Annotated in this window: 11 protein-coding genes; 3 read left to right on the top strand and 8 right to left on the bottom strand. The window is 67.2% G+C overall.

What is annotated here, in order from left to right; translation table 11 throughout:
• Window positions 1–8 precede the first annotated feature (8 nt).
• Window positions 9–1,328, bottom strand: a complete 1,320-nt coding sequence (locus tag ACFVUS_RS42010; protein ID WP_387780537.1) for a diguanylate cyclase domain-containing protein — start codon at window positions 1,326–1,328, stop codon at window positions 9–11.
• Between the two features lie 117 nt (window positions 1,329–1,445).
• Here ACFVUS_RS42010 and ACFVUS_RS42005 point away from each other — a divergent pair, with 117 nt between their 5' ends.
• Window positions 1,446–2,252 carry an SAM-dependent methyltransferase gene (locus tag ACFVUS_RS42005; RefSeq protein WP_387780534.1) on the top strand — a complete coding sequence of 269 codons (807 nt, stop codon included), beginning with the start codon at window positions 1,446–1,448 and terminating at the stop codon, window positions 2,250–2,252.
• A 72-nt stretch (window positions 2,253–2,324) separates the two neighbouring features.
• Here the strand turns inward: ACFVUS_RS42005 and ACFVUS_RS42000 are convergent, their stop codons facing one another.
• Entirely contained in the window at window positions 2,325–3,725 is a 1,401-nt protein-coding gene (locus ACFVUS_RS42000) for an MFS transporter (protein WP_387780792.1), read from the bottom strand.
• A 175-nt stretch (window positions 3,726–3,900) separates the two neighbouring features.
• Window positions 3,901–4,446, bottom strand: a complete 546-nt coding sequence (locus ACFVUS_RS41995) for an NADPH-dependent FMN reductase (RefSeq protein WP_387780531.1) — start codon at window positions 4,444–4,446, stop codon at window positions 3,901–3,903.
• Window positions 4,447–4,663: 217 nt separating this feature from the next.
• On the opposite strand from ACFVUS_RS41995, the gene ACFVUS_RS41990 reads away from it, so the two are divergent.
• Entirely contained in the window at window positions 4,664–5,830 is a 1,167-nt protein-coding gene (locus ACFVUS_RS41990) for a lipase family protein (protein WP_387780529.1), read from the top strand.
• A gap of 75 nt (window positions 5,831–5,905) precedes the next feature.
• On the opposite strand, the gene ACFVUS_RS41985 is transcribed toward ACFVUS_RS41990, so the two are convergent.
• From ACFVUS_RS41985 to ACFVUS_RS41975, 3 genes are all read right to left on the bottom strand, one after another.
• Complete coding sequence (locus ACFVUS_RS41985) at window positions 5,906–7,045, bottom strand: YeiH family protein (protein ID WP_387780526.1); 1,140 nt, start codon at window positions 7,043–7,045, stop codon at window positions 5,906–5,908.
• A gap of 4 nt (window positions 7,046–7,049) precedes the next feature.
• Window positions 7,050–7,205 carry a hypothetical protein gene (locus ACFVUS_RS41980; protein WP_387780525.1) on the bottom strand — a complete coding sequence of 52 codons (156 nt, stop codon included), beginning with the start codon at window positions 7,203–7,205 and terminating at the stop codon, window positions 7,050–7,052.
• 176 nt (window positions 7,206–7,381) lie between these two features.
• The gene (locus tag ACFVUS_RS41975; protein ID WP_387780522.1) at window positions 7,382–8,440 is read right to left on the bottom strand and encodes an AraC family transcriptional regulator; all 1,059 of its coding nucleotides are present in this window, start codon (window positions 8,438–8,440) and stop codon (window positions 7,382–7,384) included.
• Between the two features lie 82 nt (window positions 8,441–8,522).
• Here ACFVUS_RS41975 and ACFVUS_RS41970 point away from each other — a divergent pair, with 82 nt between their 5' ends.
• Window positions 8,523–10,241, top strand: a complete 1,719-nt coding sequence (locus ACFVUS_RS41970) for a GMC oxidoreductase (protein WP_387780519.1) — start codon at window positions 8,523–8,525, stop codon at window positions 10,239–10,241.
• 112 nt (window positions 10,242–10,353) lie between these two features.
• On the opposite strand, the gene ACFVUS_RS41965 is transcribed toward ACFVUS_RS41970, so the two are convergent.
• Complete coding sequence (locus ACFVUS_RS41965) at window positions 10,354–11,325, bottom strand: NAD(P)H-dependent flavin oxidoreductase (RefSeq protein ID WP_387780516.1); 972 nt, start codon at window positions 11,323–11,325, stop codon at window positions 10,354–10,356.
• Between the two features lie 80 nt (window positions 11,326–11,405).
• Window positions 11,406–12,644, bottom strand: a complete 1,239-nt coding sequence (locus tag ACFVUS_RS41960) for an oxygenase MpaB family protein (RefSeq protein ID WP_387780514.1) — start codon at window positions 12,642–12,644, stop codon at window positions 11,406–11,408.
• Window positions 12,645–12,827 lie beyond the last annotated feature (183 nt).

Here is a 12,827-nt window from a genome sequence, read left to right as displayed (position 1 = left end):
CGGGCGAATCACCCTGCGGCGGTATCGGTTCGGCGGCGTCTGCGGCCCGCCGCCTTGGCCCAGTACATCGAATAGTCCGCGGCCTGTAACAGGTCGTCGGCGGTGGTGTGGGCCGCGTACTCCTCGGCGATGCCGACGCTGGCGGTGACCGTGAGCCGATGCCCCTGCACCTCGAACGGATGGGTGAAGGCGAGGCGCACGCAGCGCGCGATCTCATCCACCTCGGCGGTGGAATTCGGTACCAGCACCACGAATTCGTCACCGCCGATGCGCGCGACCAGCTGCCCGAAGCCGTCCGCGCAGGCGTCCAGCCGCGCGGCGGCCTGCACCAGCAGCTCATCGCCGACGGCATGCCCGAAGGTGTCGTTGACGGCCTTGAAATGGTCCAGATCCACGTAGCAGAGCCCGACCCGGCTGTCCGGATCGGTGAAGGCGGCGGTGAGCGCGTCGAAGAATCGGGAGCGATTGGCCAGCCCGGTCAGCTGATCGTGGTGCGCGCGATAGTGCAGTCGTTCCCGCAGCGCGCGCCGTTCGGAGATGTCCTCCACCAGAATCAGCGTGTACTGCGGCTGACCGTGATCGTCGCGGATCAGCGAGACATTGATATTGGTCCACACGGTGCGCCCGTCCCGGTGCGGGTACGCCTTCTCCAGCTGCGCGTTGTCGACATCCCCGCGCAGTACCGACGCGTACAGCGGCCACATTTCCGGATCGTCGTCGGGATGGCTCAGATCGGTGACCTCGAGGGCGCACATCTCGGCGGGGGAGTAGCCGAGCATATTCGCGAAAGCGGCGTTCACTTCGATGATGCGTCCGGTCATATCGGACAATCCGGTGCCAATCCCGGCCTGCGCGAACACCGCTCGGAATCGCGCCTCACTGGCTCGCAGTTGTTCCTGCATGCGTAATCGCGCGGTCATCTCCGCCACCCGCACGCTTTCCTGCTCGGTGAGCAGCCAGCGCCGGAAGGCGCGGACGTAGCCGGTTGTGAAGGCCCCCAGCAACTCTGCGGCACGCGCGTCCGGAATCGCCTTCTCCCGACCGAAATACGTGTCCAATACCGAGACGCAGCGGCCCAGCACCTCATCCCCGACGAAGTGCGCCCGCGCCAGCTCCGCGCCGAGTTCGGCCACCCGTTCGGTGGATTCGCCATTGCGCGCGGCGGCGTCGACCTGCTCGGCCAGCCGGGCCAGCAATGCGATCGTCTCGTCGCGACTCATGGGCACGACGTGATCGCGGGCTCCGCTGTCGAGCGCGGCCACCCACTGATCGACCAGTTCGGCGTGCGGGCCACCCTGCTCCGGCCCACCCCCGGGATCCGACGCCATGAGGGTCGATGGTAGTCCCGCAGCTCCGCTCCCGCGAACCCCGCCCCCATGACGCCGGGTGATATACCATTGCGGCGCTTCACGATTGGTAGCAGGTTCGAGAGGGGCTAGGAATCGATGACCAGACCGAGTTGGGCACCGGAGGGCATCGATCTTGATCGCCCCAGCGCCTCCCGCGTATACGACTACTTCGTCGGCGGAATGCACAATTTCGAGATCGACCGCGAACTCGCGCAGATGATCGAGAAGTTCACCCCGAATGTCGCCGAGACCATGCGCGCCAACCGTGATCTGCTGCGCCGCGCGGTGCGCCTGCTGACCGATGCAGGTATCGATCAGTTCCTGGATCTGGGCTCGGGCATCCCCACCGTCGGCAATGTGCACGAGGTGGCGCAGGCCCGGAACCCGCAGGCCCGGGTGGTCTACGTCGATATCGATCCGGTGGCGGTGGCGCACAGCCAGGCCATCCTGGACGGCAATCCACTCACCACCGTCATTCACGCCGATGTGGCGCAAGCGGATTCGATCCTGTCGAATCCGGACGTGCGGCAACTACTGGACTTCGAGCGTCCGATCGCCGTATTGCTCTTGGGTGTACTGCATTTCGTTCCGGACGAGTCCGATCCCGCTGCGGCAGTGGCGAAGTTGCTCGATGCCTGCGTGCCCGGCAGCTACGTCGCCATCACCCACGCCACCGCGGACGGCCAGCCGCAGGAGGTGCTGGACGCGCAGAAGCTCTCCGGCCGCACCTCGACCGAGATCACGCTGCGCGGGCGGGACGAGATCGCCGCCTACTTCGGCGATTGGACGCTGCTCGAACCCGGCCTGGTGCAGCTGCCGCTGTGGCGTCCGGAGGATCCCGCCGATATCGGCGAGAATCCGGAACGCTCCGGCGCGTACGGCGGGCTCGCCAAGAAGGACTGATCGCGGTCCGCTCCGGGCGCGATCAACGCGATACCGCGGCGGCGAGCAGGCTCGCCACCGCGGTGTGTTCGGTTACCGCGCCGCGCGGCGGAAGGTGAGTACCGCCGCCACGGCCGCCACCGCCGCGATGAGTGCGGCGGCGCGGAAGGCCGCGGCGAAACCGTCGGTGAGAGCCAGTGTGTCGCCGAGCTTTTCGGCTCCGGCGGCGGAGGCGATGGCGGTGACCGCCGCCAGGCCCAGTGCCGAGCCGATCTGATAACCGGTGTTCACGATGCCCGAGGCCAATCCGCCCTCCTCCGGCGGCGCGGCCGAGATGGCGGTTTGCAGCGACGGCACGAACGCCAGCGACATGCCCAGCGCCGCGACCAGCGAACCCGGCAGTACATCCACCAGGAAGCTCCCGTCCGCGCGCAGGAACGACAGCCACACCAGTCCGGCGGCCAGGATCAGCAGTCCGGCGACGATCATGGTGCGAGCGCCGAAGCGCGCGAACAACTTCGGTGACAGTGCCACCATGCCCGCCATGATGAGCGCGGTCATCGGCAGCAGCGCCGCACCCGACGGGAACGCCGAATAGCCGAGCACCTGTTGCAGGTACAGGTTCAGGAAGAACCACATGGGCACCCAGGCCGCGCCCAGCAGTAGCTGCGCCAGATTGGCCGCACCCAGGTTCGGGGACCGGAACACCGACAGCGGCATGAGCGGTTCGCTACGGCGAATCTGAATGGCCAGGAATGCGATCAGCAGCACCGCGGCCAGCGCGAGCACTCCCCAGGTGGTTCCGGAAAGCCAGCCCGCCTCCGATGCGCGGACCACGGCGAACACCGCCGCGCCGAGTCCCAGGGTGGCGGTGAGCGCGCCGAGCAGGTCCACCGAACCGTGCGGTGCGAGCGCGCCGCCGGGAACCAGGGCGGGTGCCGCGATCAGCGCCAGCACGGCCAGCGGGATATTGATGTAGAAAACCCAGGGCCACGAGGCGTATTCGGTGATCAGCCCGCCGAGGAACACCCCGGCGGTGCCACCGGCCGGCGCCGCCGCGCCGTAAACCGCGAACGCCTTGGTCAGCTCCCGGGGATTCGAGCCGAACAGCATCATGAGCAGGGTCAGCGCCGAGGGCGCGATGAGCGCCGCGCCCGCGCCCTGGATGCCGCGCCCGATCAATTCGACCGTGGCGGAGGTGGCCAGGCCCGCCAGCAGCGATCCGAGGCCGAGGATCGCCCAGCCGGTCTGGAATATCCGGCGAGCGCCGAGGATGTCGGACAGTTTGCCGCCGAGCAGCAGCAGTCCGCCGAAGACCACCACGTAGGCATTGAACACCCAGCTCAGGTTCTCCTGCGAAAACCCCAGCGCGCCCTGCATTTCCGGCAGTGCGACGCCGATGATCGAGGTGTCCATGATGACCATGAACTGGGCCAGGGCGATGAGGGCGAGGGCGGCCCACCGTCGCGAGGACGGTGGCGCCTGAGTAGCGATGGACACGGTCTCACTCCTTCGAAAGTTCGATGGCTTCTTGTATACCCATGGGGGGTATCTGGAAGGAATGGCGTGAGCCGTGATTCATTTCATACCCACCGGGGGTATGAAAAAGGCGGCTCCCCGTTTAAGGGAGCCGCCGTGATACCGGTTGCGGCGGAGCGCTTTCGGTCGTTCAGGCCGCCTTCGCGCGGACGTACGCCGCCAGCGCGGGCAGTACCGCGTCCAGCCGGTCGCGCACCTCGGCGTCGGCCACCAGCTCGTCCACGCCCAGCTGTTCGCGCAGTACGGTGATCCGCCCGCAGGCCGGTTCGGCGATATCCGCGCTCACGTAACCCAGTACGGTGCACAGGGTTTCGATCGCCGCCTCGCCCCGTCCGGGATAGGCCACGTTGATCCACGCCACCGGCTTGTCCACCAGATCCCCGGTGCCGACCGTCCATTCGAGCAGGTTCTTGAGGCTGCCGGGAATCATGCCCGCGTATTCGGGTGTGCAGATGAGCACGGCGTCGGCATCGCCCAGTTGCTTGCGCAGGGCCTCGACGGGCGCGGGCGCGGGCTCATCGCCGGGGACGAACTGCGGCAGCTGGACGAGGCCGTCGTAGAGCGTCGTCGCGAACTCGTCCGGGGCCCCGGCCGCGATGGTGCGCAGCGCGGCGGTATTGGTGGAGCTGTCCCGGGTGCTGCCCGAGATCAGCAGGATGCGCAGGGGTGTGGTCACAGTGCGGGCAACGTGCCTGGCCGCACGGGTATTTCGCGGACGGCCGCCGGGCGTCTTCCGTCCCACCGAGTGGGAGCTGTTGGTCCATAACCTGTCACTTCGTCCCATTTTCGGTATCGTGGGCGGAATGCCGCACTGTCCCGGACAGTTATAAACGTTCGGATTCGATTGTGCGACAACTGCATAGCGTGTGTTTGTGTTCGAAAGGCAGGCGACGATGACTGCGTTCACCAACCGCTTCGACGAGGCGGCGGTCGGTGCCGGAGGCTCCACCGAGGCATACGACGGGCTGGGTCCCGGGCGAGTGCTGGCGGCGGAGCCGATGACGGCGTACCTGCTGCCCGGGGTGCGACTGCCCGCCCGTGCCTGGCGCATCAACTACACCACGACCACCGGTTCCGGCGATCCGACGCAGGTCACCGGCACCGTGCTGGTACCGCGCGAACCGTGGCGCGGTCCGGGCTCGCGGCCGCTGATCGGCTACGCGGTCGGCACCCAGGGCCTGGCGGACAAGGTCGCCGCCGCTTCCTGGCAGTTCCGGTTCGGCCTGGAATACGAATCGCTCTTCATCACCGCCGCGCTGCGTCGCGGCTGGGCGCTGGCCATCACCGACTATCCGGGACTGGGCAATCCGGGCACGCACCCGTACGTCATGGGCCGCTCGCTCGGCCCGGCCGTACTGGACAGCATGCGCGCCGCGCGCCGCCTGACCGCCGCGGGCCTGGATCCGAACGGCCCACTGGGCATCTACGGCTATTCCGAGGGCGGCTGCGCCGCGGGCTGGGCACTGCAATTGCAGCCCTCCTACGCCCCGGATCTGCCGCTCGCGGGCGGCGTGGTGGGTTCCGCCCCGGCCGACCTGGTCGACATGATCAAGTTCCTGGACGGCACCCCGTACGCCTTCCTGCTGTTCTACGGCGTGCTCGGACTCGACGCCGCGTACCCGGAACTCGATGTGCTGCAATACCTCAAGCCCGCGGGCCGCGCGCTGGCCGCCATCCTGCGCCGCACGCACGCGATTCCCGCCGCGGTAGCCGGTATCGGCCTGGGTCTGGTCGTGCCGACGAAGGTCTCCACCTACTGCTACCGGATGCCGTTCGAGGTGCCCGAGGTGCGAGCGCGCCTGCTGGAGAACAAGCTCGGCGCGATCGCACCGGCCACCCCGGTGCTGGTGGCGGGCGGCACCGCCGAGCAGATCATCCCGTATCCGCAGGCCGTGCGGCTGGCGGAGCAGTGGAAGGCGCTCGGGGTGGATGTCACCATGCTGTCCATGCCCCGCCGCGAACACATCACCGGCGCACTGTCTTTCGCGCGTCCGGCGCTGAGTTTCCTGGCGGACCGCTTCGCCGAATCGGGTGCGGCCGTCCTGAAGCGCGGCGCGTAGTCGAGTAGGCGGACAAACGAATCGGGTTGCCACACATGCCGTGTGACAACCCGATTCGTATTTCCCGGTGCGCGGTCAGACCCCGATGCTCCAATGCAACACGCGAGAAGTGAACAGCACCAGGCCCAGTGACACCACCGCGACGGTGACGAGTCCGACGATGGCGACCACCAGTGGCCGCCAGCCGGTCCGCGCCAGTTCGCGAATGTTCACATTGAGCCCGACGCCCGCGAAGGTGAGCAGGAACGCCCAGCGCGACAGGTTGGCGAGATTCGTGGTCTGCTGCTTGGTCAGCCAGTGCGCGGTCGCCACCGCGGACACCGCCAGGAAGCCGAGCACGAACTTCGGGAACTTCTCCCACACGAACGCGGCCTTGGCGCGCACGCCCGGCGCGATGGCGTCGGCCTGCCCACGTGAGGCCCAGTAGGCCGCGAAACCCAGCACCACGAAGCCGATGAGCGCGTTGCGGGTGGACTTCACCAGCACCGCGACCTTGCCCGCGGTATCGGAGTACAGGTAGCCGGTGGCCGTGGTCTCGGCCGTATTGTCAACGGCCAGACCGGCCCACAGCCCGAACTCGTGATCGCTGAGCCCGATGGCGTGACCCAGCGGGGGCAGCGCGAACAGCGCGACCGCGCCCAGCGCCAGAATCGCGGCGATGGCATAGCTGACATCGGAATTGCGTGCCCGGATCGCGCCCTTACCGGCGATGATCGCGGACACACCGCAGATGGCGGTGCCGATGGCCAGCAGCGACCCGAGCTTGCCGGACAGGCCGAGCAGTCGCGCCACCAGCAGGATGATTCCGCCCGAGACCGTCATATCGACCAGGATCTGCAGGAAGCTGGTGCCGCCGAGCTTGGCCACATCGCCGAGCAGGAAGCGCGAGCCCAGCGCAACGATGCCGATCTTGAGCCAGAACTCGTAGGTCCCCACGCCCGGCCGGAAGATCCGGTGCAGGCCGACGGTATTGGTGATCAGCAGGCCGATCAGGATTGCCCACAGCACGTACTCGATATCGGGCACGGTCCAATGCTGGTGCTTGGCAAGGGAATTCCACCAGATCTGCGCGTACTTGCCGAGCACGCCGACGCCGATCAGCAGTGCGATGCCGGGCAGATAGGACAGCAGCCGGTTCAGCGTGAGCGGCCCGTTGTCGAGGGTCTCATCGAATTCGCCGGAGGTGGTGTTCGCGGTGATCGCGGTATCGCTCATGCCGTCACCACGGAATCTTGGGCAGGGCATCGAAAATGGCGAGCACGGTGGCCACGCCCGCCACGATCACGGACCACCAGTCGGCGCCGAGCCGCCCTAGGGCGCCCAACCACGACGATCGGGCGCCGGATGACTCCGGCGCGGGATGAGAACTTGTCACGACCTGCCTCCAAAACACACTGCGGATGGACCCCCTCTGGGCCGCAGACCTGCACTATGAGGCTGGGAACGGTCGGGAACCAGTGTTGAAATCGCGGTGATTCCGGATGCGGGTGTTCGGTCGCCGATCGGGTATCCGACAGGCGGATCCGGCCGCTCGTGGCGGTGGGCGGGGATTCAATCGCGGCGGTGCGCGCGGCGATGCGCGGCCGGGGTGGTGCCGGTCCAGCGCTTGAACGCGTGAATGAACGGCGTCGCTTCGGCATAGCCGAGCCGGATCGCTATGTCATCGACGGATAGCGGTGTGGCGGTGAGCATTTCCTCCGCCAGCGCCTGGCGCACCTCATCCAGCAGCGCGCGATAGGAGGTGCCCGCCGCCACCAGATGGCGGCGCAGCGTCCGGGTGCTGAGATTGAGATCGCGGGCCACCGCGTCCAGATTGGGCGGTGTGCTGAAACCCGTTGTGCCCGAACCCGGTAACAGCCGGTCCCGCACCTCGGCGGCGATACCGGTGCGGGCGCTGCGCCGGTGCAGCAGATCCCGGCACTGCGCCACGCATACCGCCCAGGTGGGTTGATTGGCCTGGGGGAGTGGGCGGGTCAGCAGATCCGGATCGATGCCGAAAATGGTGTGCGCGCGATCGAAGCGCGGGCGCACCCCGAACAGGGCGGTCATGCGATCGATCTGATCCGTTGCGGGATAGCAGAATTCGGCGCTGCTGAAATCGACGCGCGCACCCAGCAGATCACTCATCACCCGATGCATGGCGACGATATCGCGCTCCACCAGGAACTGCTGCACATCGGCCGGGATGGTGTCGTGGTGAATCCAGGTGATCACCTCGTGCGGGCGCGATTCCACGATCGGCGTGCAGAACGCGAAGCCGAGCCGGTAGTAGCGCAGCGCCAGTGAAATCGCCTCGCGCAGTGTGGGACTGGTGACACACGCGTAGCCGAAGATGCCGAACGTGCTGATTCGGTAGCGCCGCCCCACCTCGACGCCCAGCGTGGGCACATCGGTGACCTCGCGCACCAGATTGCGCACCACCGCGAGTTCGGCCTCGGCGGAGATCTGCGCGTCGGGATCGCCGAGCTGTGCCACGCTCACTCCGGTCTCGGCCAGCATGCGCGCGAGCGGCACCCCGTGCTCGGCCGCGAATTCGGTCATCACCGCGACGCTGGCGGTGCCGCGCGGAAAATTCCAGGTGCGGACCTCCGGCTGCTCGAGCGTGCTCATGCCCCAAGTATGTCCGAAACTGTGGATTTCTTGGCCGCCGCGCATTCTCGCCGACATCATCGCTGGTCGTAGCGTTTCCGGCATGCGCTTCGACTACGACGTGATTGTCATCGGCTCCGGTTTCGGCGGCAGTGTCAGCGCCCTGCGCCTGACCGAGAAGGGTTATCGCGTCGGCGTGCTGGAGGCCGGACGGCGGTTCGAGGACCACGAATTCGCCAAGACCTCTTGGCGTGCGCGACAGTTCCTGTGGGCCCCGGCCCTGGGCTGCTTCGGAATTCAGCGCCTGACGCTGTTGAAGGACACCTTCATCATGAGCGGTGCGGGCGTGGGCGGCGGCTCGCTGGTGTACGCCAATACGCTCTATCAGCCGCCGGACAAGTTCTACGCGGACCGGCAGTGGGGGCATATCACCGACTGGAAAGCCGAACTCGCCCCGCACTACGACCAGGCCACCCGCATGCTCGGCGTGACAACCAATCCGGCCACCACGCCCGCGGACCGGGTACTGCGCGAGGTCGCCGACGATATGGGCATCGGCGACACCTATCAGCGCACCCCCGTCGGCGTCTTCTTCGGCGGACCCGGCCGTCGCCCGGGTGAGGATGTGCCGGACCCGTTCTTCGGTGGCGTCGGCCCCGACCGCCGGACCTGCACGCACTGCGGTGAATGTATGACGGGCTGCCGGCACAATGCCAAGAACACGCTGGTCAAGAACTACCTGTACCTGGCCGAAAAGGCCGGTGCCGCGGTGCATCCGCTCACCACCGTGACCGATGTGCGCCCGCTGTCCGGTGGCGGCTATGCCATCGAGACGGTGCGCACCGGCCGCCGAATTCGCAAGCAGCGCCGTGAATTCACCGCCGAGCAGGTGATTTTCGCGGCCGCGTCACTCGGCACCCAGCGGCTGCTGCACCGACTGCGCGATCGGGGCTCGCTACCGCATATCTCGCCCCGGCTCGGGTATCTGTCCCGCACCAATTCCGAAGAGCTGCTGTCTGTTCGGAGCCGCGATCGCGATAGCGACTTCACCAAGGGCGTGGCGATCACCTCGTCCATCCACCCCGATGCCGACACCCATATCGAACCGGTCCGCTACGGCAGGGGCAGCAATGTGCTCGCCCTGATGACCACCGCCATGGTCAGCGGCGAACCGCCGCGCGGCCGGCGCTGGCTTCGCGAATTGGCAAGGAACCGGCGCGATCTCGCGAAGATGCACAATCCGCGTCGTTGGTCCGAGGAGATGATCGGCCTGCTGGTCATGCAATCGGTCGACAATTCGATCACCACGGTCACCAAGCGCGGCCTCTTCGGCCGCCGCATGACGACCACCCAGGGCGAAGGCGACCCCAACCCGACCTGGGTCCCCTCCGGCCACGAGGTCGCCCATCGCGTCGCCGCCAAAATCAATGGCTTCCCGACGGGTTCGGCCACCAGCAGCATTTTCAACATCCCCATGACCGGTCACTTCCTCGGCGGCTGCGCCATCGGAGATTCCCCCGACACCGGCGTGGTCGACCCCTACCACCGCCTCTACGGCCATCCGGGCCTGCACATCATCGACGGCTCCACCATCTCCGCCAACCTCGGCGTGAACCCCTCCCTCACCATCACCGCCCAGGCCGAACGCGCAACATCGCTGTGGCCCAACAAGAATGAGCCCGACCCGCGCCCCGCCCTCGGTGCTCCGTACGAGCGCCTCACCCCAATCACACCGCACAGCCCAGTGGTCCCCCCGACCGCCCCCGCCGCACTGCGGCTCCCGATCATCGCGCTCAACGAAACGACTTCCGCGGAAAGCTGATTCGGGCGCAATACCCCGTCATCCCGGCGCGCTTTTGGCCGGGATCCACACCTTAAGCTGATGCGCTGCCCGTGTGGATCCCGGCCAAAAGCATGCCGGGATGACGAGCGTGTCAGAGGTGGGCCAGTCGGGCCTTAGCCGCGGCGTATTCGCGAGCCAGCCGGTCCACCAGGTCTGCGGTGGGGACCACGGCGTCGACGGCGGCGATGCCCTGGCCCGAGCCCCAGATGTCCCGCCAGGGCTTGGGGCCCGCGGTGGGGGAGTCGCCGGTGCCGAAGTCCATGGCGGACGGGTCGGCGTGGCCGAGGTTGTCCGGGTCCAGACCGGCGGCGGAAATGCTGGGGCGCAGGTAGTTTCCGTGCACGCCGGTGAACAGGTTGGAGTAGACGATGTCGGCGGCTGAGGAGTCGGCGATCATCTGCTTGTAGCCGTCGACGGCATTGGCCTCCTCGGTGGCGATGAACGCCGAGCCGATGTACGCCAGATCCGCGCCCGCCGCCTGGGCGGCCAGGATGGAACGCCCGTGCGCGATGGCGCCCGAGAGCAACAGCGGTCCGTCGAACCAGGCGCGAATCTCCTGGATGAGCGCGAACGGCGATTGCGCGCCCGCATGCCCGCCCGCACCGGCGGCCACGGCGATGAGTCCGTCCGCACCCCGCTCGACGGCCTTGTGCGCGAACACGTCATTGATCACATCGTGCAGCACGATGCCGCCGTAGGAGTGCACTGCCTCGTTCACATCCGGGCGCGCGCCGAGCGAGGTGATGACGATCGGCACCTGGAATTCGACGACCGTGGCCAGGTCTTCCTCCAGCCGGTCATTGCTCTTGTGCACGATCAGATTCACCGCGTACGGCGCGGACGGCTGTTCCGGATGCTCCGCGTCATGCTTGGCCAATGCCTCGTTGATCTGGATCAACCACTCGCGGAACTGCGCTTGCGGCCGGGCGTTCAGCGATGGGAACGAACCCACCACGCCCGCGCGGGATTGCGCGATCACGAGCTCCGGCCCGGAGACGATGAACATGGGCGACGCGACGGCGGGCAGCCGCAGGCGTTCGGACAGGATGGGCGGCAGGCTCATTGACGCATTTCCTTCGATGGGCGGTTAACTTCGCGCGGGGCGCGCTGGTGATACTGCCAGCGCGCGCACGCAACCGCGATTCAGGCCGCGTGACCGATGTAATCGACCGACCCGCCGATGGTTCCCTCCTTCGGGCCGATCAGGGTCTGCATGAACGACCGCTGCGCGCGCAGTCCCGCGCGAGCCTGGCGGTTGCGCCAGCCGGGCACCAGAATCCCGACGCCGGACCGCGCCACATTGACCGGGAACTTCACCACCGGATACCAGGGCGGCATATAGCCGGGCAGGCCGAGCTGGCGCATCCGGCCCCGGCCCAGGAAGGCCGTGCTGATCGAAAGATGCTGTGCCCAGGCGATTCTGCGGCGCAGTGCCGGGAGCGTCGAGTAGTGCCAGTTCAACGGGTCCTCGGCCATGGGCCGGGCCAATTCCATACTGCTGTCGTCGGGCGCGGTGAGCACGCTCAGGTAGTGATACAGCTGTTTGGTGGCGTCCAGGAATCCATTGGGCAGATAGCGTTCCTCGATCCCCATGACCCAGCCGACATAGCGGGTGAGGTGCACGATGGCATCGAGTTCCCTGGGCGTGAAGACATTGCCCATCATCATCCCGGTGAGCGCGGGTGCGTAGAGCGCGCCGAGCATGGTGACCGCCATATCCGTCTGATTGACCGGCACGCCCCATTCCGTGGCGTTCCACTCCGGCAGCTTCGCCACGTGCCGTCGCACGAAGGTGTGGATCAGCCGCACATGCAGGGTGGAGCGGAATCCCTTGCCGCCGGGCCGCATTCCGCCATCGGAGATGACATCCAGGGCCCACTTCATGGTTTCGGCGAAGCGCTGACCGCCGCCCGTCGCACCGCTCTTACCGGTATTGGTGAGCAGCAGCGTGCGATTGATGCCGGAGGCGACGAATCCGCCGAGGAACGGCACATCACGCGCGAGGTAGATGCCGTCCAGTCCGGCGGCCTGGAAGATGCGCTCGCCCAGCTCGATTCGCTTCCAGTCCACCCAGGCCGGCGGATTCTCCACCTGGGTGAAGAAGGCGCGCAACGGTTCCGGTGCGTCCGGCACATTGTCGATACCGTGCGCGAGCGCCTGATCGAACAGCGGCCGCACCTTGCCCATCCCGGCCGTGTACATCCACTCCACCAGCTCGTCCATCGGCCGGTCCCCGATGGTCAGGGCCTCGCCCATGGCGGTCCATTCCGCATCGTCGGGCGGCCGCATGCGCATGAGCTTGGCCACCGGACCCAGTACCGGCACCGCGGCCGGGTCGTCGGGGTGCCGGGTCGGAATGGTCGAGGGTCGAGTGCGCGTCATCGGGCAGCTCCTTCGCAATTCTGGTGAACTTCCTCACCAGATATCTGGCAATAGTCTCCACCAGACGGGCGGGTGTGACAAGACTCGAGAGAATTTCTCTCATGCATTCAGCCCTGCTGGGAGGCGGTTTCGACCGGGGAGAAGCCTGTCACCAGCAAGTTTGGTGATAGTCTTCACCAAAAT

Source organism: Nocardia sp. NPDC058058, from assembly GCF_042885355.1.
Classification (GTDB): Bacteria; Actinomycetota; Actinomycetes; order Mycobacteriales; family Mycobacteriaceae; genus Nocardia.
Note: the sequence above shows the minus strand (reverse complement) of the source record. Positions and strands in the feature narration are given on the sequence as shown.

Bases quoted from the DNA above. Each gene is read 5' to 3' on its own strand.
- ACFVUS_RS42010 (WP_387780537.1), bottom strand. From the start codon at position 1,328: ATGGCGTCGGATCCCGGGGGTGGGCCGGAGCAGGGTGGCCCGCACGCC.
- ACFVUS_RS42005 (WP_387780534.1), top strand. From the start codon at position 1,446: ATGACCAGACCGAGTTGGGCACCGGAGGGCATCGATCTTGATCGCCCC.
- ACFVUS_RS41990 (WP_387780529.1), top strand. From the start codon at position 4,664: ATGACTGCGTTCACCAACCGCTTCGACGAGGCGGCGGTCGGTGCCGGA.
- ACFVUS_RS41985 (WP_387780526.1), bottom strand. From the start codon at position 7,045: ATGAGCGATACCGCGATCACCGCGAACACCACCTCCGGCGAATTCGAT.
- ACFVUS_RS41975 (WP_387780522.1), bottom strand. From the start codon at position 8,440: ATGAGCACGCTCGAGCAGCCGGAGGTCCGCACCTGGAATTTTCCGCGC.
- ACFVUS_RS41970 (WP_387780519.1), top strand. From the start codon at position 8,523: ATGCGCTTCGACTACGACGTGATTGTCATCGGCTCCGGTTTCGGCGGC.
- ACFVUS_RS41965 (WP_387780516.1), bottom strand. From the start codon at position 11,325: ATGAGCCTGCCGCCCATCCTGTCCGAACGCCTGCGGCTGCCCGCCGTC.
- ACFVUS_RS41960 (WP_387780514.1), bottom strand. From the start codon at position 12,644: ATGACGCGCACTCGACCCTCGACCATTCCGACCCGGCACCCCGACGAC.